The sequence below is a fragment of the Streptomyces sp. NPDC096079 genome (assembly GCF_040303145.1).
Lineage (GTDB): Bacteria > Actinomycetota > Actinomycetes > Streptomycetales > Streptomycetaceae > Streptomyces.
The window spans coordinates 115,619-141,411 of sequence record NZ_JBEOST010000013.1 but is presented as its reverse complement, the minus strand read 5'-3'; the positions used below and the strand labels follow the sequence as shown (position 1 = coordinate 141,411).

The window sequence follows — 25,793 nt, the reverse complement described above, 5'->3', positions numbered from 1 at the left end:
GGACGGCCCGGTGTCGCGTGGCGGTCCCGTGTGGACGGGGTGGGGTGGGGCGGCTCAGGCGGGCGGCGGTCCTAGGGCCTGATACGAAAGACAGGCCCTAGCCCGCGCCGCCCGGGGGAGTCGTGGTCGTGGAGGTGCCGGTGGGCGTTCCGAGCGGGGGGCCGCCGGCGGTGGCGCTCTGCGGCGGGGCGGTGGTGGGCGGCGGGTACGTGGCCTCGGTGGTCGCGCTCGTGCCCGCCGGGGTCGGACCGCCGACCGACGGGGTCGTCGCGGGCAGGACCGGCTGGGACGGGCCGGGCAGCAGGGTGGCGAGCGCGGCGCCCGCGCCGCCCACGACGAGGCACGCGCTCGCGGCCAGGAGCGCCAGGCGGCGTCGGTGGGCCCGCAGGCCACGGGCGGTGATCTCGGCGGCCGGCGCGTAGGAGGCGCCGGCCCGGCCGGCGGCGGCGGCCTCCTCGAAGAGCGACTTCAGCGGGTCGTGGGACTCATGCACCGGGGGCCTCCTCGCTGGACGAACGGTCGGTACGGGGGCGCGCGTCCGGCTGCTTCCCGCTGTCCGGGCGCGCTCCCCGTGGGTCCTCGATCCGGTGGGCGAGCGCCGCCCGGCCGCGGGACAGATGGGTCTTGACGGTGCCGGTCGACAGGCCGGTCTCGGCGGCGACCTGGTCGACGCTCAGGTCGCACAGGTAGTGGAGGGCCAGGGTGCGCCGCTGCTGCGGAGGGAGACCGCGCAGGGCGTCGACGAGCACCAGGTGGTCGGGCCCGGGGCCCTCGACCGTCGGCGGCGGCGCCCCGCGCCGCCACGCCTCGCTCGACCGCCGGCGGAAGCGCCAGCGGCTCACCGCGAGCCGCCACGCGACCGTGCGGATCCACGCCTCGGGCTGTCCGTCACGGTCGAGCCGGCGCCGCCGGTCCCAGGCCTTGACGAAGGCCTCCTGCACGACGTCCTGCGCCTCGTGCAGGTCGCCCAGCATCACGTACAACTGGCCCGTGAGCCGCGCCACCGTGTGGGCGTAGAACTCTTCGAACTCCTCGACGGTCAACGAACACTCCCGGATCTCCGACTACACCCCGCATACGCCTGCCGTGGGTCCTCCGGTTGACATGGAATCCCACGGACAAGAGTGATCGTGATCACGGAACCGAACCCGGAGGACACGCGTCGGGAGGGCGTCGGCGGGCAACAGGACACGCCGCGTCGGCTGCGGTATGCCTTTCCCATGGGGTCCCGCCGCAGAGCCTTGGTCCCGCGTCTCTCCCGGCGCGGCGGGCTGCTGCTGCTCGCCGTGCCCTTCGCGCTGATCGCCCTGGTCACCGTGGTGGACGTGCTGGTCCCCCCGGAGGTGCACCTGGGACCGTTCCTGATCGCCGCGCCCGCGGTGACGGCGTCGTTCGCGGGGCCCCGCATGACGGCCTTCGTGGGCGCGGTCGCGGTGCTCGCCCAGTCGGTGGTGGCCATCGTGCGGACGAGCTTCACGGACCTCAACCACACCTACCAGATCGTCGCGCTGGTCCTGATCTCGGTCATCGCGACCTTCTTCGCCCATCTGCGCGAACGGGACGAGAGCCGGGTGACGCGGCTGCGGTCGATCGCGCACGCCGCCCAGAGCGTCGTGCTGCGGCCCCTGCCGCACCGGGCGGGGCCCCTGCACATCGCCTCGGTCTATCTCGCGGCCGAGGAGGAGATGCAGATGGGCGGCGACCTGTACGCGGCGGCCCGCACGGTGTCCGGGACGCGGCTGCTGATCGGCGACGCCCGGGGCAAGGGGCTCGACGCGATCAGCGAGGCCTCGCTCGTCCTGGGCGCCTTCCGGGTCACGGCCCGGCGCGAGCGGGAGCTGCCGGAACTCGTCGGGCACCTGGAGGCGGGGGTCGGCTCGGAGGAGGAGTCCCGGTACGAGGCGGGGGCGGGGCCCGAGGCCGGAGCGGACGCCGACGACGCGGACGAGGCCTTCGTCACGGCGCTGGTCCTGGACATCCCCGACCACGAGCCGGTGGTGCGGCTCGTGAACCGCGGCCACCCGCCGCCGCTGCTCATCCGGGCGGGGCGGGTGATCGCGCTCGACACGGCCGAGGCGGGTCCTCCGCTGGGTCTCGCGGACATCGTGGCCCCCGAGGTGACGGTGGAGACCTTCCCCTTCGACGTCGGCGACGTCCTGCTGCTCTACACGGACGGCGTGGTGGAGGCGCGGGACAGGACGCGCGCCTTCTATCCGCTGACGGAGCGGCTCGCGGCCTGGGCGGGCCACAAGGACGACCCGCCGGCCCTGCTCGACCGTCTGCGGGCCGATCTGCAGGCGTACGCGGGAGGTCATCTCGGCGACGACGCGGCCCTCGTGGCGATCGAGCGGCTGGCCACGGAGCCGTAGCCGCGCCGGTCCGTGACGGTCCGTGCGCGACGTGCATGGATTGCATCGGTGGCATGTTTTGCCACCCGCCCTCGCGGGGGCGGTTTCCGGCCATGCCGCGTTCACGGCGCGTTCGCCCCGGCCGCCCAGTCTCACCGCCATGAACAAGGCAACCCTGTCCGCGACCGCCGTCGTCTCCGCCCTCGCCCTCGGCCTTCCCCTCGCGCCGACGGCCACCGCCTCCGAGCGGGGCCACTCGCAGGCCTCCGGGCACCACCCTTCCGGCTCGTCCATCCCGTTCACCGAGGCCACCGTCACCGCGGGCGCCGACGGTGCGTACTCCCTCAGCTGGAAGGCGGAGGGCGTACGGCGCGTCGAGATCCGCGCGAACGGCAGGGTCGTCGCCCGGGGCGGCGACACCGGCCGGGCCGTGGTCACCGGCCTGCCCGCCGCCGACCGCCAGTGGTTCCGGTTCGAGGCCGACCACGGCCAGGGCCTGCGGCTCGCCGACCGTCTCGTCAAGCTCTCCGGAACCGTCAACCTCCGCGACGCCGGCGGCTACCGCACCACGAACGGCCAGTGGGTCACGATGGGCGAGGTCTACCGCTCGGACGCCCTCGCCAACCTCACCACCGAGGACCTGGCCAAGCTCCGGCGCCTCGGCATCAGGACCGTCTTCGACCTGCGGATGGCTGACGAGCGAGCCAAGGACCCCGACCAGGTCCCGGCCGGCGCCGACTACGTCGTCGCGGACGTCTTCGCCGGCTCCGGCTCCTTCCAGCAGATGCCGAAGAGCCCCGCCGAGGCCGAGCGGATGATGATCGACGCCGAGAAGACCATGGTCAGCGGCGAGGGCGGCAGGAAGGCGTACACACAGGTCCTCGACGGCATACGCGAGGACGACGCGCACGCCGTGCTCTTCCACTGCACCGCCGGCAAGGACCGCACCGGCTGGTCCAGCGCCGCCCTGCTGACCGCCCTCGGGGTGCCGAGGGAGACGGTCATGGCCGACTACCTCGCCAGCAACACCTACCGCAAGGCCGCCAACGACGCCGTGCTCGGCCACCTTCCGCCCGCGCAGGCCGCCGTCTACAAGCCGCTGCTCGACGTGCGCCCCGAGTACCTCAACTCCGGCTACGACGAGGTCGAGGCCGTGTACGGCTCCTTCGACCGCTACCTGAAGGACGCCCTCGGCATCGACCACCGCGAGCTGAAGCGCCTCAGGAAGGACCTCCTGGTCGGCTGAGCCCCGCCGGTCACCCCCGGGGCGGGTGCGTGGTGAGCCAGTGGCGGGCGATCCGCTCGCGGGTGGCGACCCACGCCCCGCCGCGCGACATGATCGCCGCCGCCGTACCGGCGATGTCGGCGTGCTCCCCGCCCTCCTCGTCGTCGAGGACGAGGCCGACGGCCGCACGGGCGCGCGGATCACCTGTTCAGGGACTGTGCGCGGGCGCCCGTCGATGGCTCCATGGGAGGGGCGTCCCCCGGTGGCGACGCCCGGACGACGGTGTGACCGACGAGGACGAGGTGATCGGCGTTGACGACCGACCGGTACGGCCACGACGTGCACGACGGCACGGCGGAGGCCGTCGCGCATCTGGACCGCGCGGTGGAGGACCTGCTCTTCTTCCGTCCCGCGGTGGCCGACGCCGTCGACGACCTCCTCGCGGCCGCCCCCGCCGCACCGGTCGCGCACGCCCTCGCGGCCTACCTGGGGGTCCTGGGCACCGAGCCGGCCGCCGCCGCGGAGGCGCGGCGCCGCTTCGGCGCCTTCCGCGCCGGCCTCGACCCGAGCGGCCTGCCCCTGCGGGAGCGCCTGCACACGGCCGCCGCCGAGAGCCTGCTCGCGGGCGACCTGCGGCGGGGGAGCGCCCTCCTGGAGGAGCTGACCGTGGCCCACCCGCGCGACGCGCTCGCCCTCTTCGTGGGGCACCAGCTCGACTTCCTCACCGGTGACGCGCAGCGCCTGCGGGACCGGATCGGCGGTGCTCTGTCCGCGTGGGACGAGGACGACCCCCACCGGGGCCCGCTCCTCGGCATGTACGCCTTCGGCCTGGAGGAGTGCGGGCACTACGGCCACGCCCGGGACACGGGCGCGGCCGCCGTCGAGCGCAACGGCCACGACGTGTGGGCCATCCACGCCGTCGCCCACACCTACGAGATGGAGGGCCGCTTCACCGAGGGCACCGCCTATCTCGACGCGCGCGCCGACGACTGGTCCGCCGGCACCTTCCTGACCGTCCACACCTGGTGGCACTACGCCCTCTACGCCCTGGAGGCGGGCAGCACCGACACGGCGCTCGGCGTCTACGACGCGGCCCTGCACCACGAGGACTCCCGGGGCGTCGCGATGGAGCTCCTCGACGCGGCGGCCATGCTGTGGCGGTTCCACCTCGCGGGATCCGACCAGGCCCGGCGGTGGGAGGCGCTCGCGGACGCCTGGTCGGCACGGGCCGATCCGCCGTTCTACGCCTTCAACGACGTGCACGCCGTCATGGCCTACGTCGGCGCCGGCCGGGTCGCCGAGGCCCGCGCGCTGATCGCCGACCGCAGGCGCTGGCTGGCGGAACCGGCCGCGCGGGCCGTCACCAACCGCGCGATGACCGCCGACGTGGGCCTGCCCGTGTGCGAGGCGCTCCTCGCGCACGCCGGGGGAGACCACGGCACCGTCATGGAGCTCCTGTGGCCGCTGCGGCGACGGCTGCACGAGTTCGGCGGCAGTCACGCCCAGCGGGACGTCCTCCAGAAGACCCTCCTGGACGCGGCCCTGAGGTCCGGTCGGCACGACGAGGCCCGGGTGCTCATCAGCGAGCGGACCGCGCTGCGTCCGGACAGCCCGTACAACTGGCTGAGCGGGGCCCGGCTCGCGGACTCCCTGGGCGACGTGCCCCGGGCCGCCGCCGCGCGCGACCGGGCGGGCCGGCTGGGTCGGAGCGGAGACCTCGCCTCGGACCGGTTCTAGGGGGTGTCCTGCCGCGAGCCCGGCCTGATCGGCGGGACACCCCCTAGGGGCGTGTCCCGCACGTCGTGACGACCGGGAGCAGCCAAGCGGCCGGAAAAGGTGCATGCTGGGCACCGACACAGGTCGCGTTCCTGTCGGGAGGTCGAACGAGTGAACGGCGGCGACGGGAGAAGGCGCCTGACCGCCCGCGCTTCGACCGGAAGAGGCTCCGCGGTGTACCGCCCGGCCGGTGCCCGCGGGCGGCTCGCGCGGAGCGGCGGCGAGGTCCCCCTCGACCGGCTCACCACGCGCGGCCGGCTGGCCTGGCTGAACTCCGCGGGCTCCAGGATCGGCACCACGCTCGACCTGGAGCGCACGGCCCAGGAGCTGGCCGAGTTCACCGTGCCCCGGTTCGCCGACGGCGCCGCCGTCGACATCCTGGAGAGCGTCCTGAGGGGCGACGAGGGCGCGCGCTGGACGGGCACGGGCACCCCGCTCATGCGGGCCACCGCCCTGAGCTGCGTCGAGGCCCTGTCCTCCCTGGAGCCCACTCCGGTGGGCGAGACGACCTCGGCCCGCCCGGAGGAGTCCCACGAGACGCTGCTGCACCGCTACTGTCTGCGACAGGGCCGGCCGGTGCTGGTCAGCCGCATGCGTGACGACGACTTCGTGAAGGTCGCACCGACGGAGCGGGCCGCGGCGAAGATGCGGGCCGCCGGGGTGCACAGCTACCTCGCCGTCCCCCTGATCGCCCGCGGGCTGCTGCTCGGCAGCGCGGACTTCGTCCGCGGCCCCGGGACGCGGCCGTTCTCCGCCACCGACCTCGCGCTGGCGGAACAGCTGGCCTCCCAGGCCGCCGTCTACATCGACAACGCCCGGCTGTACGGACGCGAGCGCGAGCACGTCGTCTCGCTCCAGCGGGCGCTGCTGCCCCGCGCGACCCCGGTGACGCCCGGACTGCGCGTACGGGCCGAGTACGCGCCCTCCGCGGCCCACCACGGCGTGGGCGGGGACTGGTACGACGTGATGGCCCTGCCCGGCGGCCGCACGGCCCTCATGGTGGGCGACGTCATGGGCCACGGGCTGCCCGCGGCCGCCACCATGGGGCGCCTGCGGGCGGTGGCCCGCACCCTGATGACCCTGGACATGGCTCCCGAGCGCGTCCTGGCCCGGCTCGACCTCGCCACCCGCGACCTGGAGGACGAGCAGGTCGCCACCTTCCTGTGCGCCGTGTTCGACCCGGCCGACTCCACGTACACGCTGGCCAGCGCGGGCCACCTGCCACCGCTGCTCCTCGACGGACAGGGCTCCGCGGAGTTCGTGGACGTGCCCGTCGGCGCCCCGCTCGGCGCGGGAGTGATCCCGTACGACCCGGTCCGTCTGAAGGTGCCGCGGGACGGCAGCCTGGTCATGTACACGGACGGGCTCGTCAAGTCCCGGGACGCGGACATCGACGACCGGCTGGACCGTCTGCGCTCCGCCGCGCGCGGCCTGGCACCCGAGGCCCTCGAACGCGGCGGCCTGATCGCGTGCGCCCCCGCCGACGCCGCCCGCTTCGACGAGGCCGTGCTCCTGATCGCGACGACGGCCTCGGAGGAGCCCGACGAGCTGCGGGAGTGGCAGCTGCCGCAGGAGGGCCGGGCCGCGTCCGTCGCCCGGCACCTGGTCACCGACCAGCTCGCCGCGTGGAACCTGACGGAGCTCGCCGACGTCTTCGAGCTCGTCGTGTCCGAACTCGTCGGCAACGCCCTGCGCTACGGCAACGGACCCGGCAGCATCCGGCTGCTGCGCGGCGACCGCCTGGTGGTGGAGGTCTCGGACACGGGCCCCGACCTGCCCCAGATCCAGCACGCGGAACTCAGCGACGAGGGCGGCCGGGGCCTGCAGCTCATCAACATGCTGTGCCGCCGCTGGGGCTCCTGCCGCACCGTCACCGGCAAGGTGGTGTGGGCCGAGCAGAACCTGCCCTCCTGAACGGGGCCGGGGGTGATCCCCGGCCCCGTCCCCAGGCGTCCGTCAGCCGCGCAGCGCCGAGGCGAAGATCCTCGGCAGGGCCGTCCACCGGGGTGCCGCCGCGGACACCGGCGGACGGCGGCGCGGCGAGGACGACGACGCCTTCGACCCCGCGCAGCCCGGAGGCGGGCGACGCGTCGTGCGCGGGCGCGTCGGGTCGGACGGCCAGTCCCGCCGCAGCGAGCGCGGTGCTCACTCCGGCGGGAGTCTCCGTCGCTGGGTCACGCACCACGACCACGGACACCGCGCACTCCTCCTCTGCCGCCGCCCCGGGCGATTCCTTCCGCCGAGCCGGTGCGCGCAGTCAAACAGGGCGCGCGCCGTCGAGACCGCTGGTCCCGACCACGGAAAAGATCCTCGCGAGCCGCGTTCCCACGGTGGATCCTCCAGGACCTCGCCGAAGGAGCGAGGGGAATGCGTCCATCCGGCTGGTGGATGCGACGGGTGGTCCTGCGGCTGTGCCCCATTCCCGTAGCGTCGGTCGAGACGCAGGTCACAGAAGTGACGACTGCTCGTTTCCGGCTTTGTGAGGCGTGAGTTCCATGACCCTGTCCATCCGTAACCAGCTCCCCGGCACCGTCACCGCCGTCACGACGGGCGAGGCCATGGCATCCGTGAAGGTGCGCCTGGAGGGCGGTCAGGACATCACCGCCGCCATCACCGCCGACGCCGTCAGGGACCTGGGCCTGGCCGAGGGGTCCGCGGTGAAGGCCCTGGTGAAGTCCACCGAGGTCGCCCTCGCGACGGGCCCCGTCGAGGGCATCTCCATCCGCAACCAGCTCGCCGGCTCCGTCACCGAGGTGTCGACCGGTGGCGCCATGGGCTCCGTGAAGGTCTCCGTCGCGGGCGGCGAGCTGACCGCCGCGATCACCAAGGACGCCGTCGAGGACCTGGGCCTGAGCGCGGGCACCTCCGTCGTCGCCCTGATCAAGTCGACCGAGATCTCCCTCGCCGGAGCCTGATCACACCCCCCGGGGTCAGTAGACGTCGCGGACGTAGCGCCTGTCGGCGGTCATCTGCTTGACGTAGGCGGTCGCCTCCTCGGCGTTCATCCCCCCATGGCGGGCGATGACGTCGAGCAGGGCCGTGTCGACGTCCTTGGCCATGCGGGTGGCGTCGCCGCACACGTAGAAGTGGGCTCCGTCGCGCAGCCAGGACCAGAGGGCGGAGCCGTGCTCGCGCATGCGGTCCTGGACGTAGACCTTGTTGCGCTGGTCGCGGGAGAAGGCGACGTCGAGCCGGTCGAGGTGACCGGACGCCACGTGTGACGCGAGCTCCTCGCGGTAGTAGAAGTCGGTGGCCTCACGCTGCTCGCCGAAGAACAGCCAGTTGCGGCCGGTGTGGCCCCGGGCCAGGCGGTCCTCCAGGAAGCCGACGAAGGGTGCCACGCCGGTACCGGGGCCGACCATGATCGCGGGAGCGGCGGCATCGGCCGGCGGGCGGAAGTGCGGGGAGCGCTGCACGAACACCTGGACGGGACCGTCGTCGGCGTGGTCGGCGAGGTACGCCGAACAGACCCCCGTGCGGTCCCGCCCCCGGTCGTTGGCGTAGCGGACGACGGAGACGGTGAGCCGGACCTCGCCCGGGTGGGCGAGGGGGCTGGAGGAGATCGAGTACAGGCGCGGCTGCAGCCGCTTGAGGACGCCGGTCCACTCGGCGGCGGAGGCCCGGACGGGGAAGGCGTCCATCACGTCGGCCATCTGCCTGCCCCAACTCCATTTCGCCAGCTCGTCCTTGTTGCCGGGGCGCAGCAGCCGCCGGAGGTCGGGACTGCCGCCGCGCTCGGCCAGGAACCGCAACAGGTCCGGCGTGAGGCGGGTGATGTCGAAGCGGGTTCTCAGGGCCTCGGCCAGGGGAAGCGGGTCACCGGAGTCGACCGGCTCGTCGGGGTCGAGTCCCGTGAGGGCGAGCCATTCGGCCACCAGGGCGGCGTGGTTGACCGGCCACACGCCGAGGGCGTCCCCCGCCTCGTAGGCGAGTTCGCCGCCACGGGTGTCGAAGGAGAACTGGCGCACTTCCTTCTGCGAGCCCGGCAGGCTCAGGAGGCGGTTGCCGATCAGGAGCGTGGGGAACGGAGCGGCCTTCGTGTACGGCACCGTGTCCGCCGGTCCGGAGACCGGGGGCGCGGGGGACGGCGTCCCGGACCCGCCGGCCGGCACGGCGGCGGGCCGCGGCTCCGGAACCGGTGCGGTGAGCAGCGGCAGGAGCGCCGAGAGCCAGGCGCCGGAGCTCTGTTCGTGATCGGGTTCGCAGTCGGTGCGGGCCTGGAGGCGGACGCCTCCCAGCTCGGCGAGGCGCGCGTCGACACGGCGGCCGTGGCCGCAGAAGTCGTCGTAGCTGGAGTCGCCGAACGCCAGGACGCAGTAGCGGAGGCCGTCGAGGCGCGGAGCGTCGGGGGAGGCCAGCGCCTGCCAGAAGGCGGCTCCGTTGTCCGGCGCGTCGCCGTCCGCGAACGTACTGGTCACCACCAGCAGGTCCGTGTCGGGCCCGAGCTCCGTGACGTCGGTGCCGTCCATCGGGAGGAGGGCGGGGGCGTGCCCCTCCGCGGTCAGCCGCGCCGCGGCGGAGGCGGCGAACTCCTCGACGGTGCCGGTCTGGGAGGCCCACAGGAGCAGGAGACGCCGTGCGGGCGCCTCGGGCACGGGGGGTGTCGACGCGGGACGCGCGGGTGGGTCGGCGCGGGAGAACATCCCGGCCAGGACCCCGTCGACCCAGAGCGCGTGCTCCTGCCCGAAGGGTGCGGAGGCGGGGAGAACCGGGACGCCGCCCCCGGCGGGCGCCGCCGCGAGCCCGGACAGATAGCCCGAGAGGTAGCGCCGCTCCGGCTCGGTGAACGGCGGCGGGGTGAGGTCCGCGACGCCGAGCAGGGCGGCGAGCACGGGGACGGCCGGGGCGACGGAGCCCGGGGCCCCCGCCGCCGGGCCCCGCTCCGCACTCGGGGCCTCGTCGGCCGGTTCCCGCTCCGGTCCGGGCGCCGTGCCGACCGGTTCCCGCTCCGGGCGCGGGGCGACGGGCACGGGCGCGGCGGTCCTCGCGAGCGTCACCGCGCACGCCTTGAACCCCGGCTGGAAGGAGACCGGATCGACGGCGTCGTGGGTGACGGCGTTGACGCTGAGGTACTCGCCGAACAGGTCGTTCCAGTGGAAGGGCGCGAAACAGGTGCCGGGCAGGACCCGGTCGGTCACCACCGCCGGAAGGACGGCTCGGCCGCGCCGTGAGGCGATCTCCACGTGGTCGCCCTCGGCGATCCCGAGCGGCGCCGCGTCCTCCGGGTGGATCTCGACGAAGGGGCCGGGGGCGAGCCTGGTCAGCTTCGCGATCTTGCCGGTCTTGGTCATCGTGTGCCACTGGTGCTGGAGGCGCCCGGTGTTGAGGACGAACGGGTAGTCGTCATCGGGGAGTTCGGCGGCGGGAAGATGCGGGCGGGCGAAGAAGCGGGCCCGCCCGGTCGGTGTCGGGAAGACCAGGCGCGGGCGGCTGCCGTCCTCGCGTACCAGCGGGGTCTGGCTGACGCCGTCGTTCAGGTAGCGGATCGGATTGCGGTCCGGGCCGTCGCCCGTCGGCGCCGGCCACTGCACGGGGGTGTCGCGGAGCCGTTCGTACGAGACACCCCGCAGGTCCCAGCCCGTCTGGGGGTTCCACGCGCGCTTCAGCTCCTCGAAGACCTCCTCCGCCGAGCCGTACGTGAAGCCCTCGGCGAAGCCCATGGCACAGGCGACCCGGGCGATCAGCCGCCAGTCGGGCAGCGCCTGGCCGGGCGGGTCGACGACGCCCCGGACGAGCGTGAGGTTCCGTTCGGAGTTGACCATGACGCCGTCGGACTCGGCCCACAGCGTGGCGGGCAGCACCACGTCCGCGTAGGCGGTGGTCTCGGTCTCGGCGAACACGTCCTGGGCGATGACGAGTTCGGCGGCCTCCAGGGCGGCGATCACGGTCCTGCGGTTGGCGACCGAGGCCACCGGGTTGGTGCAGATGACCCAGCAGGCCTTGATGTCGCCGGCGGCCATCCGTTCGAACATCTCCACGGTGCCCCGCCCCACGTCGGTGCGCAGCGAGTCCGCGGGTATGCCCCACAGCTCCTCGACGAAGGCACGGTCGGCGTCGACGAGGACCGACCGCTGACCGGGAAGGCCGGGTCCCATGTACCCCATCTCCCGGCCGCCCATCGCGTTGGGCTGCCCGGTCAGCGAGAAGGGCCCGGAGCCGGGGCGGCAGATCGCGCCGGTCGCGAGGTGCAGGTTGACGAGCGCGTTGGTGTTCCAGGTGCCGTGCGTCGACTGGTTGAGCCCCATGGTCCAGCAGCTCGTCCACGCGCCGGCCTCGCCGATCCACCGCGCCGCCCGCCGGATGTCCGCCTCGGGAACGCCGGTGATCTCCGCGACCTTCGCGGGCGGGTGGTCGGCGAGGAACGCGGGCATCGACTCCCAGCCCTCCGTGAACTCCTCGATGAACTCCTCGTCCACGTGCCCGTTCTCGACGAGCAGGTGCAGCAGGCCGTTGAGGAGGGCGAGGTCCGTGCCGGGCCTGATCTGGAGGAAGAGGTCGGCCTTCTCCGCCGTGGCGTTGCGCCGGGGATCGACGACGATCAGCTTCGCCCCGGCGGACTTCACCCGGTCCGTCATCCGGAGGAAGAGGATCGGATGGCAGTCGGCCATGTTGGCGCCGATCACGAGGAACGCGTCCGCGCGGTCGAAGTCCTGGTACGAGCCGGGCGGGCCGTCCGCGCCGAGGGACAGCTTGTAGCCGGAGCCGGCGGAGGCCATGCACAGCCGGGAGTTCGATTCGATCTGGTTCGTCCGTACGAAGCCCTTGGCCAGCTTGTTCGCCAGGTACTGCGCCTCCAGCGACATCTGCCCGGACACGTAGAAGGACAGCGCGTCGGGGCCGTGCTCGTCCAGGATCGCGCGCAGTCGCGCCGCGACCTCGGCGACGGCGGCGTCGACGTCCGTCCCGACCGCCTCGCCGCCCCGCTCGGCGCGGACCAGGGCCGTCGTGGCGCGCCCGGGAGCCGCCAGCATGTCGGCGCTCGTGGCGCCCTTGGTGCAGAGGCGGCCGAAGTTGGCGGGGTGGGCCTTGTCGCCGGCGGCCTTCACGGCGCGGCGCAGGCCGGTGGCAGGATCGCGCGTGACGTCGAGGACGATCCCGCAGCCGACCCCACAGTACGAGCAGACGGTCCGGACATCCTCGGTCCTCGAACCCGGCGAAGGCACGGGCGGCCCTCCTCTCGACACGGTGTGGGAAGGTACCCCACGGCCACGACGGTAGGAAGCAGCGGTTTCCGGACGATCACGCTCACCGGGCGCCCGGGGTTACACGGCCCGCACGGCGCGAGCCGGGGCGCGGTGAGCGGCGGGGGTCCGGACCCCGCCGACGGTCCGGGGCGGGCGGCGAGGGGTTCGCCGAGCGGGGATGATGGAGGCGTCACGACGGAACGCGAGGTCAGGAGCCCCCATGGCGCAGCAGTTGCACCGGCCCCGTGAGGACGCGGAGTTCGACTTCATCCTCCGGGTGAGCCGGGTCCCGGTCCTCGCGTACTTCACGGGTACCTGGCCCAAGGCGGTCGAGGCCTGCCGGGCGATGGACCTCGTCGTGGGCGGCATCGCCGACGCGTACGCGGGCCGTCTGACCGCCGTCCGCACCGACATCACGCGCTGCCCGGACGCGACGCGGCGCTACGGGGTCACCGGAGCCCCGTCGTACGTCCTGCTGAAGGAGGGCGAGGCGGTGGCCCACGCCACGGGCCGCCTGACCACCACCGAGGTGCGCGACCTCCTGGACGCCCACCTGTAGGGGGCGGGCGCGTGCCCGTCCGCGGCTACGGCTGCTCGAAGTGGAAGGAGCGGATGAAGCAGTCCCGGGGCTGGTTGATCGCGAAGAGGACGCAGTCGAGGACGGATCGCGCGGTCAGCGGGTCGTCCGGGGTGCGGGAGGCGCTGTCCCAGGCGGGGTGGAGCGGGTCGCCGTCCGTGAAGTCCGGTGGGTAGAGCGAGATGACGCGGATGCCCTCGGGGCGCAGCCGGTGCGACAGGACGTCGGCGAAACCGGCCTGGGCGGCCTTGGCCGCGTAGAACGCGGGATGCGCGGGGGACCGGTGGTTGCGGGTCTCGGCCGCCGAGGAGACCAGGTTGACCACGTCCGCGCCCGCGGAGGCCCGCAGCAGGGGCAGGAAGTGCTTGACCGTCAGCAGCGTGCCGGTCGCTCCGGAGGCGACGGTGTCGCTGATCGCCTCGTCGTCGGCGTCCCACAGGTCGGGGCCCGGCAGGTAGCGGGCGCCGTTGTTGACCAGGACGTCCACGTGGCCGGTGTGGGCGGCGACGTCGTGCGCGAAGGCCCGCACGGTGGCCGGGTCGGCCAGATCGCAGGCGAAGGCGTCCACCTGCGCACCGCTGTCGGCCGCCACCTCGTCGGCCACCTCGCGGGCGGCGGCCAGGGAGCGGGCGGAGACGAACACCCGCGCCCGCTCCCGGCCCGCGTGCAGGGCCAGCGCCCTCCCGAACCCCCGCCCGGCCCCGGTGACCACCACCGTCTTCCCCGCGAGCTCCATCCACGCCTCCCCGCTTCTCGTGTCGATCATGGAGAGCGTAGCCGTGCCGTCGGAGCGGCCTCCGCTCAGGCGTGGGGCTCGGCGGTCGTGGCGAGGGCCGAGGGCAGTTCGGCGGAGGTGGCGCGGAGGCGTCGTGCGAGGTCCTCGGCGGTGTGTCCGGTGGGCTGGGCCACCCAGGCGTCCAGTGCCCGGTTGAACAGGACGACGAGCAGGTCGAGCGCCAGCCGGGCCCGCAGCGGGTCGTCGGGGCCGGGGAGGGAGAAGCGCCGTTCGGCCACGGCGAGCGCGGATCGTGTGGTGCGGTCGCAGAACGCGAGGCAGTGCGCGTCCATGGAGGGCGTGAGCGCGGCGAGACGCCGCCCGGCCAGGGCGCGCTCGGCCCATCCGTCGGCCGGCATCCGGCCGATGGCCTCGGCGAGGGCGTCCTCGAACAGCGCGAGGAGCGGTCGCCCGTCGGCCGGACAGCTCTCCAGGACGTCGAGGAAGGTCGTCCACAGGTCCTGGGTGGGGGACATGGCGACGTCCTCCTTGCCGGCGAAGTAGCGGAAGAAGGTCCGCTTCGACACCTCGGCCGCCTCGCAGAGCCCGTCCAGGGTCACGCCGTCGAATCCGTGTGCGCCGAACAGGTCGAGCGCGGTGTCGATCAGCGTCTGCCGGGTGCGCTGCTTCTTGCGCTCGCGCAGCGGGAGCGCGGGGGAGTTCTCGGCCGTCATCCGCCCACTGTAGCGGGGAGGCGAATGCCACCTATAGGCTTGTGCCACTCAGTGGCACATTCATGGGAGGTCCTTCATGCGCGCGCTCCTCGTCGACCCCTCGGCGCCCGGCGGCCTCAGGCTCGGCACCGCGCCCGACCCCGAGCCCGCCCCCCACCAGGCACTCGTCCGGACCACCGCGACCTCGCTCAACCACGGTGAGATCGCCTTCGTCCTCGGCGGCGCACCCACGGGCTCGGTCCTCGGCTGGGACGCCGCCGGAGTCGTCGAACGGGCCGCGGCGGACGGCTCCGGTCCCATCGCCGGCACACCCGTGGTGACGCTGATGCCCGACGGTGCCTGGGCCGAACTCCGCGCGGTCGACACCGCGCTGATCGGCACCGCCCCCGCCGAAGCGGACCCCGCCGCCCTGGCGACCGTCCCCGTCGCCGGTACGACTGCCCTGCGCGCCCTGCACCGCCTCGGCCCGCTCCTGGGGCGCGACGTGCTGATCACCGGGGCGACCGGGGGCGTCGGGCGCTTCGCCGTCCAGCTCGCCCGTGCCGCGGGCGCCCGCGTCGTGGCGTCCACGAGCTCCCCGCACGACAACGGCGACCTCCTGCGTGCCCTCGGCGCGCACGAGGTGGTCGGAACGCCGAAGGAGGCCTCCCGGCCGATGGACGGCGTGCTCGACGTGGTCGGCGGACCGCTCCTGGTGGAGGCGTACGACACGCTCGCCGCGGGCGGGACGCTGGTCGCCCTCGGGCATTCGGCCGGCACGGGCGAGGACTTCCCGTTCGGCGCGCTCTTCGGCGACCAGGGCCGGCACGACCGGTCCGTGGTCACCTTCTTCCTGCTCGACTGCGTCGGCCTCGGCCGCGACCTCGGCTGGCTCGCCGGCCGGATCGCCGACGGCACCCTCGACCCGGGCATCACCTGGCGGGGCGGCTGGGACGACGCGGCGGACGCGGTCGCCGCGGTGCGCGCGGGAGGCCTGCGCGGCAAGGCGGTCCTGACCCTGGACTAGGGAATGTCCCGTCGATCGGACCCTCCCCGCCGTCGGACCCGACGGGGCCCGACGCGGGCGGGGAGGACCGGGGCGGTCAGTGCTCGCAGAGCGAGAACTCCCTTTCGTACAGCTGCTCGTTGTGCTCGTCCACGAAGAACGTGCGCTCCTGCATGAGCTGTTCGCGGAAGGTCCTGGCCTGTTCCAGTGTCATGGTCGACGTCTCGGACCACGGCTGCTGCGGCGGCACGTCGGACGTCGAGACGATCGTCTCCGACGGGTCGACGAGGAAGAACGCGAGGATCTTCCGGTGCCCCGGCCGCGCGGGGTCCGCGAGGCGGAACGAACCGACGCGGTGCTGCAGGACGTTCGGGAAGGCCAGGCAGCGGCCCGCCGGGGTCGCGGCCGAGCCGAGCACCTGGTTCAGCGCGTCCTCGTCCTCCAGGCCGTAGACCTCGCGCAGGCCGTCGTCGTCGTTCTGCTCGTACTCCGGGTCGTCGAGCGCCGTCCGGAAGCTCAGCCGGCTCTCGGTGATGTTCTCGCTGTCCCAGTAGTAGAGGCCGGTGGAGACGATCCGCTCGTTCAGCATGCCCTCGACGTGCCAGGAACCGCCGGCGTACTCGGGCCTGTCCGGGGTGAGGTGGATGGTGGCGAGCTTGACGATGACCTGGAGGCGGCGGCCGCGCAGATCGACGCGGGCGGACTCGTCGGGCAGCTCGGGCGGGGTGAAGTCCGGGGCGTCCGGGACGACCGGGACGCGGTTCTCCCACCAGTCGTCCTGGGCCACGCTCCACGCGTCGAGGGCGTCCCGGTAGGCCCCGTCGTCGCTGTAGTCGGACTTGTGCGGATACACCGGCTCCGAGTCGTACCACCCGTAGGGATCGGCCGTGATCCGCAGCGGCCGCGGATGGCGCAGATCGGTCAGCACGTTCTCGAAGAGCGGGCGCAGGCGCCCGAACAGGTCCGGCAGGACGGCGGCCAGTTCGTGATGCGCCTCGGGGTGGACGTTGTTGACGTACGAACGGAACGAGACCTCACCGTCGTCACTGACGTCGACATCCGTGGGCAGCCACTGGAACCGCTCCGAGAACTCGTGCTTCGTGTAGTGGTTCGTCGGGTTCCGCCAGGCCCGCTCGGGGGCGCCGCTCACCTCGCGCACCAGGCAGAACAGCGAGGGATGGACCAGGTCGAGCACCTGGCCGCCGGAGCCGGGATGCCAGTCCCGCTCCGCCTCGGGGACCTCCTCCAGAACCCGGACCGCCTCGCGCAGCCGGGACCTGAGCTCGTCGTCGACGAGCGCGTCCGAGTGCCACACCCCGTCGACGGCCGACACCTCGATGCCGGTCCGGTCGTCCCGCAGCGCGGCGTAGTGCGCGAGTTCGTCCCGTACGTAACGGACTTGGGCCTCGGTGAGACCCTGGGCGATCGCCTCCCGCGTCCACCGGGCGACGATGCCGGCGTCGTCCCTCTTCTCGAACCACCGCGGCTTCGCCCGGATCTGCGCGCTGCACTGCGTCATCTGCAGCTCCCGCAGTGTCCGGGGCGTCGCGAACGTGAGGGCACGGGAAGCGCGGAAGGGCAGCGGGAAGGCAGACAGGCCGGTCAATGCTCTTGGTCCTTCGTGTCGGTGTGCGGTGGCCGGAAGGATATGTCAGCGGACCGACAGCGCGGCCGTGGTCCCCCGCCGTGATCGTTCTCGTCCGCCGCGGGCGGCCGGGGGACGCGTTCGCCCGTGTGCCCCACGGGCCCCGGCCCGCCGTGGGACGGACTGCTCCGACTGGCGCTCTCCGGTGGTGGGCGGTGCACCGGCGGCCGACGCTGGCCTGGCGGTGGCCGCCACCCGGCACGGCCGGGGTCGTGCGGAGCCGCATCGCATCGCATCGTCGTCGGTCTCGGCGCGGCCGAGGCCCTCGGAAAGACGGGAACACATGGCGGAACAAGGCATCGGAACAGGCTGCCTGCCGTTCGCTCGTGGGAGCGGCAGGTCCGTACGGAGGAGGAAGCCGGGCCCCTCCTCACCACGAGGCTCCCGGCGGCCATCCGCCAGGGCGGCGCTGCTCGCCGCCGGCCTGACCCTCCTGGGCGCGGTCGGCACGGCACCGAGCGGCGCCGCGACACCGCCCCCCGTCGGCCCCCGTCCGGGAGGCCCCGCCCGGTTCGTCCCCGGCCCCTGCCCGGCCACCCCCGAACCGATCCCCGGGGACTGCGGGACCCTGGAGGTGCCGGCGAACCGGTCCCACCGCGGCGGGCGGACGATCAAGCTCACCGTCGCCGTCGTCCGGGCCGCGTCGACGAGGCCGGCCCAGGACCCCGTGGTGTTCATGGAGGGAGGCCCCGGGGGCGAGGCGATCAGCGCCATCCCCTTCCTGATCGACTCCGGAGTGAACCGGGACCGCGACCTGATCGTCATGACCCAGCGCGGCGCGCTCCACTCGCAGCCGAACCTCGCCTGCCCGGAGATGGACCGGTTCAACGCGCGAGCCGTCGGGCTGCCCTACGACGCGCCCTCCACCGGGCGGCTCCTCGTGCGTGCCGCGAAGGAGTGCCGGGACCGCCTCACGGCCGACGGAATCCGACTGAGCGACTACAACACCACCGAGAACGCCGCGGACTTCGCCGACCTGCGCACGGCGCTCGGCATCAAGAAGTGGAACGTCTACGGCTACTCGTACGGCACCGACCTCGCCCTCACCTACCTGCGCCGGCACCCCGAAGGCATCCGCTCCGTGACGATCGACTCGGTCGTGCCGCCGCAGATCGTGAGCCTGCCCTGGGCCTGGGACAGCGCACAGGAGGGCGTCCACGCGATCTTCGCGGCCTGCGAGGCCCAGCCGGCCTGCAACAGCCGCTACCCGCACCTCTCGCGCACCCTGACCGAGCAGGTCCGACGCCTGGAGGCGAACCCCCTCAGGCTGACGGTGCAGCCGCCCGGCGGCGGAGCGCCGGTGGACGTCGTCCTCGACGGAGGCACGCTGATCAACCTGCTCGTCACCGACGGCGGCGCCCTGCCCGCCGTCGACGTCCCCGCCGCGCTCGACGAGCTCGCCCACGGAAACCCGGAGCGCTTCGCACAGGCCAAGGCGGCCGGGGCGACGCCCGTCATCGGCGAGTTCGCCCACGGCCTGACGCACTCGGTCGCGTGCGCCGAATGGGTACCGGGCTTCTCGAAGGCCGACCTCCTGCGGGCCGGTCGCCGGGCGTTCCCCGGATGGCCCGACACGGTCCTGGCCCACGCGCCGCAGCTCCCCTTCGAGCACGACCTCTGCCGCGTCTGGAACGTCCCCGACCGCACCGCGATCCAGCGCGTGGCCACCCACAGCGACGTGCCGACGCTGATCGTCTCCGGCACCTTCGACGCGAAGACGGGCGCGAGCTGGGGACCGTACACCGGCCGCACGCTGCCCCGCTCGACCGCCGTACTGATCCCCGGGATCGGCCACTTCGTCGTCCCGCAGTCGCCCTGCGCGCAGCGCGTCCTCGCGTCCTTCCTCGCCCGTCCGACCGCGCCCGACACCGGCTGCGTGGCAGGACTCAGGCCCGCCCCCTTCACCCTCACCCCCGAACCGGAGACCCGATGACGTCCCTCAGCCCACCCCGCCACCCGCGCTCCCCGCGCCGCCTTCCGGCCGCGCTGGCCGGAGCCACGGCCGGTGCCCTCGTCCTCGGCCTGGCCGCATTCCCCGCCCGGGCCGAGTCCGGCACCGGAGCGCCGCTCGGCACGGTCGCCCGGACGGTGGGCGACGCCCACTACGAGCCCGGGCCCTGCCCGAGGACGGCGGACCCCGTCCCCGACCTGGCGCGCGCCCGCTGCGGAACGCTGACCGTGCCCGAGAACCGTTCCCGGCACAAGGGGCGGAAGATCACCCTCGCCGTCGCGATCATCCCCGCCGCCGCCAAGCGACGGGCGCCCGACCCGATCGTGTGGCTCGCCGGAGGCCCCGGCGACGACGCGGTCTCCGAGATCCCGATGGCGCTCGCCGGCGGTCTGGACCGCGACCGCGACCTGGTCTTCATGTCCCAGCGCGGGACCTACTCCGCCGATCCGGAGCTCACCTGCCCGAACATCGACGCGTTCAACGCCCGCGCCCTCGGCCTCGTCTCCAACGCCCCGTCCACCGGACGCCTGCACGTCGAGGCGACCAGGGAGTGCCGTGACCGGGTGGCGAGCCAGGGCGCCGACCGCAGTGCCTACAACGACATCGAGAGCTCGGCCGACTACGACGCCCTGCGCAGGACGCTGGGCGTCGCGAAGTGGAACGTCTTCGGGATCTCCTACGGCACCCACCTGGCGCTCAACTACATGCGCCTGCACCCGAAGGGCATCCGCGCGGTCGGCATCGACGGTGTCCTGCCGCCGTCCATCGCCGGCGGGGCCGTGACCTGGAAGGCCGCCCGCGAGGGCTTCGACGGCCTCTTCAAGGCCTGCGAGGAGCAGCCCGCCTGCGCCACCCGCTACCCGCACCTGAAGGACACCTTCCTCCGCCTCGTCAGCGAACTGGAGGCCCGGCCGGTCACCACCACCGTGACGGTCCCGGACCGGCCGGAGCCGGTGAAGGTCGTGCTGGACGGCGGCAACCTGGTCGGCTGGCTGACCTCGGCCACCCACGTGGCGGCCGGAGTGCCCCGTTCCCTCGACGAACTGGCCCACGGGAACCCGCAGCGGATCGCCGAGCAGCTCGCGGGCGGCAAGTACAGCCCGCAGGCCATGGGGCGGGTCGCGCACGGGCTCGTCTACGGCATCTTCTGCAGCCAGTGGACCCCCTACGAGAGCCGGGCCGACGTCATCCGGGGCGGGCGCCGCGCCTTCCCGTCGTTCCCCCGCTCGATGCCGGCCAACGCCCCGCAGCTGGCCTGGCTGCACGACGACTGCCGCGCCTGGGACGTCCCCGCGGCACCGCCCTCGATCCGGGACGTGACGCGCAGCGACATCCCGACGCTCCTCCTGTCCGGCGGGTTCGACGCCCAGACCGCGCCGAGCAACGGGGCCTACGCCGCCCGTACGCTCAGCCGGTCCGTCGCCGTGACGGTCCCGTACGTCGCGCACGTGGTCTTCGCCGACTCGACGTGCGCGCAGACGATGACCGTCTCGTTCTTCGACCGCCCGGACGCGCCGGACACGCGGTGCCTCGCCGGGCTCAGGCCGCCCGCCTTCGAGATCGCGCCGTAGACCTTCCTACGCGGGATCCTCGTCCGCGCGGAGGGCGGTGCGGACGCCCGTGACCACCACGGCGATCAGGCACAACGCGATGATCGTCTCGGCCCACAGGAAGGCGAACCAGTCCAGCACACAGCCGATCGGCGGCGTGCCGGGAGCGGTGTTGCGGAACGCCGAGAGGGCGAACAGCGTGGCGGCCATCCAGGCGAGGGCCGGCCAGACCAGGCCCTTGCCACGGGTCGTCAGGTACCAGGCGCCGATGACCACGGACGCCGCCAGCGCCCACATCACCGCCATCATGAAGACCGCGAAGACGGTCAGGCTCGCCGATCGGGCCACCCACAGCCCCACGGCGGCGTCCTCCGGTGAGGCCGTGGGCGTCGCCGAGATCGAGAAGAGCGTGTCGTTGTTGGACAACGCCACCCGCACCGGGACGTACTCGCCACCGAGCTGAGCCCAGAACTCGACGTCGGTCTCATAGGCGTCGAAGGGGTAGTCGCTGATCGATCCCCCCGCGATCGCGACCTGCACGTCCCGGGTCGTGAGCCGTTCGTGCGCCTTGAACGCCAGGTCGCCGAGCGTGGCCGTGGACGTCTGGAGGACGAGATCGGCCACCGGCGCGGTCCCGTCCTCCTCGGCGTACGCCCCCCGCGGGGTGACCCGCACCCGCAGCACCAGCTCCCGCGCCAAGGCGTCGACGTGCTGGACGGTGGCCTGCACGTCGACACGGTCGGCGGCACTCGACCCCGCCGTGTGCACCGCGTCGACCGCCTGCCGCTCGGCGAACTGCAGCCGCGACCCCACGGACACCGCCACCATGATCAGGACCGCGATGGGGATCAGGACCGGCAGGATCGACGCCCCGAAGCGGTGCGGTCGAGGTGCGTCCGAGGGTGGGGCCATGGTGACTCCGACGGGCTGGGAGGGGAGCGGCCTGGTCTGCGATCCTCGCCGACCGGGCCTGCCGATCACCGCATCCGCCCGGGTGTGTCGGCCCTGCCGGGGCGACGCGAACGCGCCCGCCCCTGGTCCTCCAGGGCACCGCCCGTCGGCTGACCGCCCGCGACGCCGGTGTTCAGGTCCCCGGGCCGGTCGCGTCGTGGCCCGTGAGGCCCGCTCTGCGCAGGGCCGAGCGCCATGCCAGGGCGACCGCCGCCTCGGCCAGGCCCATGAGCACGAGCCACAGCCCGAGCAGTCGGGTCAGGGCGCGGGCCGACTCCGCAGGAAGCGCCAGGACCACGATGCCCGCGACGATCCCGAGCACCGCGACGGCCATGACGATGCCGCGGTGCGGCATGTCCTTGGAGGCGATGGCGGAGTACAGGCTGACGATGCCGGACACCAGCCAGACGGCGCCGACGATGAGCGAGAGCGCGGAGATCGTCTGGAGCGGGTTCCTCAGGCACAGCACGCCGCCCAGGACGCACAGGGCGGACACGATCAGGCCGGGCACGCGGGACCCGCTGTCGCGGCCGAACACGGCCACGAACTGGAAGGCGCCCGTCACCAGCAGGTAGAGGCCGATGAGCACGGCCAGGACGTGCAGGGTCACGTCCGGCCAGACGAGTGCGAGGACGCCCGGCACGAGCGTCGCCAGGGCCATGCCGAGAAGCCAGGTCCAGGAACGGCCGAGACGTGCCAGCTGGTCCGCCGGGTCGGCCCCCGGAGGGGCGGGTGACCCGCCGGCCGCGTCCTCCGGTACGGCGCCGGGCGCCGGACCCCGTGGCGTGGTCATGTGTCCACCTCCCGCTCGCGCGAGTGGAACGCCCCCGGGACTCCTCCACCGGCGGGAGGCCGGAAGCGGACCCCGCGGGGCTCCCGTACAAGTCTGCACCCGTCGTGGGCCCGCCGCCTCACCTCGTGGGGACGGACGGGTCCGGCGAGCAGCCGGGGTCGTCCGAACCTAGCGTGGAGGAGGGAACCGATCGGACGGAGGGCCGCGAGCATGAGCGACGCCATGGACAAGGCCAAGGGCAGACTCAAGGAGATCGCCGGGAAGATCACCGGTCACGAGCGCCTGGAGGCCGAGGGCAGGACGGACCAGGCGAAGGCCAGGCTCCGTGAGAAGGCGAGGAGCGTCCGCCACCGGGCCGAGGGAGTCATGGACTCGCTCAAGCGCGACCGCTCGTAACCCCCGACTCCGGTGTCCCGTCACGGTCCCGACGGCGGCCGGCGACGCGCCGCGGCAGGGCCCCGCTCGGCGGACGGCCCGCCGCGGGGCCGGTGGCGCGGACCCCTCGGCACCGTGCCGGCCGTCGTCCTCACGGTAGCCGTCCTCGTGGTGGCCAACGTGCTCCTGCACCGCTGGACCGGCCCGGTCCGCCTGGTCGCGGCCGTCACCGTCGCCGCCGTGCTCCTCGGCGTGCTCCGCTGGGCGGGCGGCACGGCGGCGGACGCGGGGCTGGCCCCCGGGACACGGGCGCGCGGTGCCCGCTGGGCGGCGGCGCTCATGGGGCTCGTCGCGGTCGTCTGCCTCGTCGGGGCGCTGCTGCCGGCGACCCGCCCGCTGTTCGAGGACCGGCGGTACGACGCGATGACGGGGAGCGAGCTGGCGGTGCGCGTCCTCGTGGTGGTCCCCGTCGGCACCGTGCTCGTGGAGGAGGTCGCCTTCCGCGGGGTGCTCTACGGGCTGGTGCGCCGGGCCCGCGGGACGGTCTGGGCGACCGCGGTGTCCAGCCTGCTGTTCGGCCTCTGGCACATCCTTCCGTCGCTGGGTCTGGCGACCGCCAAACCCGCGCTGACCGGGGTCGTCGGGGGGTCCGGGCTCGGCTCCGCGCTCGCGGTCGTCGGGGCCGTGCTGTTCACGGCGGGGGCGGGCGTCCTGCTCTGTGAGCTGCGCCGCCGCAGCGACAGCCTGCTCGCGCCCATGGGCCTGCACTGGGCGGTGAACGCCTTCGGTTACGTCGCGGGGTTCCTCCTGCGCTGACCGGCGACCGCCCCCGGGGCGCCCGCGCGGTGTCAGTGCTGCGGCTGGATGATCTCCCGCAGCCGGTCCAGGTCCTGGGGGGTGAGGCCCGAGGGCCGCATGACGGCGTTCCAGCCGTCGACGTACGCGGCCTTGTACGTGTGACCGTGGCCGTCCGGCACGCCCGTACTGAACGGCAGGTCCGCGGTCACCTGCCAGAAGGTCACGAAGGGGATCCAGACCATGTCCTCGAGGACGTCGCCGCCGGGCGCCTCGCCGATCCAGTCGGGCTCGGTGAGGGCCAGGTCGGGGCTCCACCAGACGATCGGGTCGGACGGGTGCATGAGGTACAGCACCCGTGGACCGTTCCACGGCGCGTCCTTCGGCGGGATCCCGCCGGCCGGGTCGTCGGTGAACCGCACGGTCCGCCCCTGCTTGTACACGGGTTCGATCTCCGGGCTCCCCGCGTCGCGGTGGTCGCTGAAGTCGCGGAACAGGGTGTTGAAGTTCGGCGGACCGGCGAACAGGGTGCCGGCCGTGCGGTTGCGCAGGTCGTACTCGCCGCTGAAGGCCGTCTCCCCGCCGAACGACCCGAGGCTCTCGCCCGCCACGAACAGCCGCGGACGCTGGTCCTGGGGGAGCTTGGACCAGACGTCGTACACCGCGTCGAAGAGTTCGCGGCCCGCCGCGCGGGCCTTGGACTGGTCCACGAGGTAGGACAGCCACGACGGCAGGTACGAGTACTGCATGGCCACGGTGGCCGCGTCCCCGTCGCCGAGGTACTCGAAGGAGTCGACGGCGGCGGGATCGGCCCAGCCGCTTCCCGTGGTGGTCATCACGAGCAGGTTGGCGCGCTCGAAGCCGCCGGCCCGTTCGAGGTCGGCGACGGCCCGTGCCGCTCGCGACTCGGTGTCGTCGGAGGTCGCGAGTCCGGCGTAGGCCCGCACGGGCTCCAGTGCCGGGCGGTGGGTGAAGGCGCCGATGTCGGCGGCGGAGGGACCGCTGCCGGTGAAGGCCCGGCCCTGCCGGCCCAGCGTGTCCCACGGCACCAGCGACCCCGGCCCGCCGGACCGCAGCGTCGAGGTGGGCTGGTGCACGCCCTCGGGCGTCTCGGTGTCGCGCAGCGAGAACGCCTCGTTGGCCGCGTTCACGAACCCGGCCAGGAGGACCCCGCTGACGACGGCCCAGGCGAGGCCCGCCACGACGACCCAGCCGACCACCCGCGCGGCGCGGGGTCCGATCCAGCGGCGGAGGAGGCCGGCGAGCCACCGGTACAGGCGCCGGAGCCCCCGGGCGGCGAGCAGCAGCAGCCAGAAGACGAGCGCGGCCACGAACGGGCAGGCGACGGTGGCGAGGACGTTGTAGTCGGTGACGCCCATGAGCCGGCGGATCTCGTGCTGCCAGTACTGGCCGAGCCCGAAGGCCAGGGCGAACAGGGCGACGGCACAGATGATCAGGACCCGCCACGAACGGCGTGACGCGCCGCGCGCCTCCCGGTCGGCGAAGGCCCGCCACACGTAGGCCGCGATCACACCGAGGCCGTACCCGATGGCCGCGCTGATGCCGCAGATCAGGCCCTGGAGGATCCCGCCGCGCGGCAGCAGCGACGGGGTGAAGGAGAGGCAGGCGAGGAGGAGGGCACCCCAGCAGCCGGGGAGCGTGAGGCGGAGCGAGGGCCGACCGCGCTTCGGTGAGCCGGCGGTCGGCTCGGCGTCGTTGCTCTCCGTCTCCTCGCGGCCGGGGGAGTCCCCTGGCGGGGGCTCGTGCGGGTCAGGGCCCATGGCTGTCCTCCCGGGGGATGCGTTACCAAGGCCCGACCCGCCGTGCCACCCGGCCGGTCAGCCGAGGATCCTGCGCTTCTGTTCCTCGAACTCGGCTTCGGTGAGCACGCCCTGCTGCTTGAGCTCACCGAGCTGCTTGAGCTGGTCCAGCTTGTCCTCCATGCCGCCGGCCGGTTGCGGCGCGGCGGCGGGAGGGGGCGGCGGTTCGGCCGGCTGGGTCTGGTACCCCTGCTGAGCGGCCCAGCGGCCCTGCTGGCGGCGTGACACGCGGTTGGACACGGCGGTCGCCGTACCCGCGACGACCGCGGTACGGGCCACTCCGCGAAGTAGACCTGGCATCGCGTTCTCCTCTTCCTGTCTCTCCTGAACCGGGTCGCACCCGGGGGTGTCACACGACGACTCGTCGGC

21 protein-coding genes are annotated in these 25,793 nt (G+C 73.8%); 11 read left to right on the top strand and 10 right to left on the bottom strand.

The window, feature by feature from the left end; translation table 11 throughout:
• Positions 1 to 97: 97 nt before the first annotated feature.
• Positions 98 to 493, bottom strand: a complete 396-nt coding sequence (locus tag ABTY59_RS25100) for a hypothetical protein (RefSeq protein WP_352021280.1) — start codon at positions 491 to 493, stop codon at positions 98 to 100.
• A complete protein-coding gene (locus ABTY59_RS25095) occupies positions 486 to 1,043 on the bottom strand; it encodes a SigE family RNA polymerase sigma factor (RefSeq protein ID WP_352021279.1) in 558 nt (185 codons plus the stop codon). Before ABTY59_RS25095 ends, ABTY59_RS25100 begins: the two co-directional genes overlap by 8 nt.
• Positions 1,044 to 1,220: 177 nt before the next feature.
• Here ABTY59_RS25095 and ABTY59_RS25090 point away from each other — a divergent pair, with 177 nt between their 5' ends.
• The 5 genes from ABTY59_RS25090 to ABTY59_RS25070 all read left to right on the top strand — a co-directional run bounded on the left by ABTY59_RS25090 (position 1,221) and on the right by ABTY59_RS25070 (position 8,264).
• Complete coding sequence (locus ABTY59_RS25090; RefSeq protein WP_352021278.1) at positions 1,221 to 2,369, top strand: PP2C family protein-serine/threonine phosphatase; 1,149 nt, start codon at positions 1,221 to 1,223, stop codon at positions 2,367 to 2,369.
• Between the two features lie 139 nt (positions 2,370 to 2,508).
• Entirely contained in the window at positions 2,509 to 3,594 is a 1,086-nt protein-coding gene (locus tag ABTY59_RS25085; RefSeq protein WP_352021277.1) for a tyrosine-protein phosphatase, read from the top strand.
• A 291-nt stretch (positions 3,595 to 3,885) separates the two neighbouring features.
• Positions 3,886 to 5,310, top strand: a complete 1,425-nt coding sequence (locus tag ABTY59_RS25080; RefSeq protein WP_352021276.1) for a tetratricopeptide repeat protein — start codon at positions 3,886 to 3,888, stop codon at positions 5,308 to 5,310.
• 150 nt (positions 5,311 to 5,460) lie between these two features.
• On the top strand, positions 5,461 to 7,263 hold the full coding sequence (locus ABTY59_RS25075; RefSeq protein WP_352021275.1) for an ATP-binding SpoIIE family protein phosphatase: 1,803 nt from the start codon (positions 5,461 to 5,463) through the stop codon (positions 7,261 to 7,263).
• A 581-nt stretch (positions 7,264 to 7,844) separates the two neighbouring features.
• The gene (locus ABTY59_RS25070; RefSeq protein ID WP_352021274.1) at positions 7,845 to 8,264 is read left to right on the top strand and encodes a TOBE domain-containing protein; all 420 of its coding nucleotides are present in this window, start codon (positions 7,845 to 7,847) and stop codon (positions 8,262 to 8,264) included.
• 15 nt (positions 8,265 to 8,279) lie between these two features.
• Here the strand turns inward: ABTY59_RS25070 and ABTY59_RS25065 are convergent, their stop codons facing one another.
• Positions 8,280 to 12,512, bottom strand: a complete 4,233-nt coding sequence (locus tag ABTY59_RS25065; RefSeq protein WP_352021273.1) for a bifunctional nitrate reductase/sulfite reductase flavoprotein subunit alpha — start codon at positions 12,510 to 12,512, stop codon at positions 8,280 to 8,282.
• A gap of 241 nt (positions 12,513 to 12,753) precedes the next feature.
• Here ABTY59_RS25065 and ABTY59_RS25060 point away from each other — a divergent pair, with 241 nt between their 5' ends.
• The gene (locus ABTY59_RS25060) at positions 12,754 to 13,092 is read left to right on the top strand and encodes a thioredoxin family protein (protein WP_352021272.1); all 339 of its coding nucleotides are present in this window, start codon (positions 12,754 to 12,756) and stop codon (positions 13,090 to 13,092) included.
• A 25-nt stretch (positions 13,093 to 13,117) separates the two neighbouring features.
• Here ABTY59_RS25060 and ABTY59_RS25055 read toward each other — a convergent pair whose 3' ends face one another.
• Both ABTY59_RS25055 and ABTY59_RS25050 read right to left on the bottom strand, forming a co-directional pair.
• Positions 13,118 to 13,846 carry an SDR family oxidoreductase gene (locus tag ABTY59_RS25055; RefSeq protein ID WP_502995424.1) on the bottom strand — a complete coding sequence of 243 codons (729 nt, stop codon included), beginning with the start codon at positions 13,844 to 13,846 and terminating at the stop codon, positions 13,118 to 13,120.
• A 65-nt stretch (positions 13,847 to 13,911) separates the two neighbouring features.
• Positions 13,912 to 14,559, bottom strand: coding sequence for a TetR/AcrR family transcriptional regulator (locus ABTY59_RS25050; protein ID WP_352021270.1), 648 nt, complete (start codon positions 14,557 to 14,559; stop codon positions 13,912 to 13,914).
• Positions 14,560 to 14,635: 76 nt separating this feature from the next.
• Here ABTY59_RS25050 and ABTY59_RS25045 point away from each other — a divergent pair, with 76 nt between their 5' ends.
• Positions 14,636 to 15,565 carry a zinc-binding dehydrogenase gene (locus ABTY59_RS25045; protein ID WP_352021269.1) on the top strand — a complete coding sequence of 310 codons (930 nt, stop codon included), beginning with the start codon at positions 14,636 to 14,638 and terminating at the stop codon, positions 15,563 to 15,565.
• Between the two features lie 76 nt (positions 15,566 to 15,641).
• On the opposite strand, the gene ABTY59_RS25040 is transcribed toward ABTY59_RS25045, so the two are convergent.
• Complete coding sequence (locus tag ABTY59_RS25040; RefSeq protein ID WP_352021268.1) at positions 15,642 to 17,150, bottom strand: DUF4246 domain-containing protein; 1,509 nt, start codon at positions 17,148 to 17,150, stop codon at positions 15,642 to 15,644.
• A gap of 613 nt (positions 17,151 to 17,763) precedes the next feature.
• On the opposite strand from ABTY59_RS25040, the gene ABTY59_RS25035 reads away from it, so the two are divergent.
• The gene (locus tag ABTY59_RS25035; protein WP_352021267.1) at positions 17,764 to 19,122 is read left to right on the top strand and encodes an alpha/beta fold hydrolase; all 1,359 of its coding nucleotides are present in this window, start codon (positions 17,764 to 17,766) and stop codon (positions 19,120 to 19,122) included.
• Positions 19,119 to 20,711, top strand: coding sequence for an alpha/beta fold hydrolase (locus ABTY59_RS25030; RefSeq protein ID WP_352021266.1), 1,593 nt, complete (start codon positions 19,119 to 19,121; stop codon positions 20,709 to 20,711). The genes ABTY59_RS25035 and ABTY59_RS25030 overlap by 4 nt, the downstream gene beginning before the upstream one ends.
• A gap of 6 nt (positions 20,712 to 20,717) precedes the next feature.
• Here the strand turns inward: ABTY59_RS25030 and ABTY59_RS25025 are convergent, their stop codons facing one another.
• Both ABTY59_RS25025 and ABTY59_RS25020 read right to left on the bottom strand, forming a co-directional pair.
• Positions 20,718 to 21,602, bottom strand: a complete 885-nt coding sequence (locus tag ABTY59_RS25025) for a DUF4436 family protein (RefSeq protein WP_352021265.1) — start codon at positions 21,600 to 21,602, stop codon at positions 20,718 to 20,720.
• Positions 21,603 to 21,774: 172 nt separating this feature from the next.
• Positions 21,775 to 22,434: an HdeD family acid-resistance protein gene (locus ABTY59_RS25020; RefSeq protein ID WP_352021264.1), complete on the bottom strand. Its 660-nt coding sequence runs from the start codon at positions 22,432 to 22,434 to the stop codon at positions 21,775 to 21,777.
• A gap of 210 nt (positions 22,435 to 22,644) precedes the next feature.
• Here ABTY59_RS25020 and ABTY59_RS25015 point away from each other — a divergent pair, with 210 nt between their 5' ends.
• A complete protein-coding gene (locus tag ABTY59_RS25015; RefSeq protein ID WP_352021263.1) occupies positions 22,645 to 22,830 on the top strand; it encodes a CsbD family protein in 186 nt (61 codons plus the stop codon).
• A 114-nt stretch (positions 22,831 to 22,944) separates the two neighbouring features.
• Positions 22,945 to 23,625 (top strand): CPBP family intramembrane glutamic endopeptidase, encoded by a 681-nt coding sequence (locus tag ABTY59_RS25010; RefSeq protein ID WP_352021262.1) that lies wholly within the window; start codon positions 22,945 to 22,947, stop codon positions 23,623 to 23,625.
• A gap of 32 nt (positions 23,626 to 23,657) precedes the next feature.
• On the opposite strand, the gene ABTY59_RS25005 is transcribed toward ABTY59_RS25010, so the two are convergent.
• A complete protein-coding gene (locus tag ABTY59_RS25005; RefSeq protein ID WP_352021261.1) occupies positions 23,658 to 25,385 on the bottom strand; it encodes an alpha/beta hydrolase in 1,728 nt (575 codons plus the stop codon).
• A 57-nt stretch (positions 25,386 to 25,442) separates the two neighbouring features.
• On the bottom strand, positions 25,443 to 25,724 hold the full coding sequence (locus tag ABTY59_RS25000) for an SHOCT domain-containing protein (protein WP_352021260.1): 282 nt from the start codon (positions 25,722 to 25,724) through the stop codon (positions 25,443 to 25,445).
• Positions 25,725 to 25,793 lie beyond the last annotated feature (69 nt).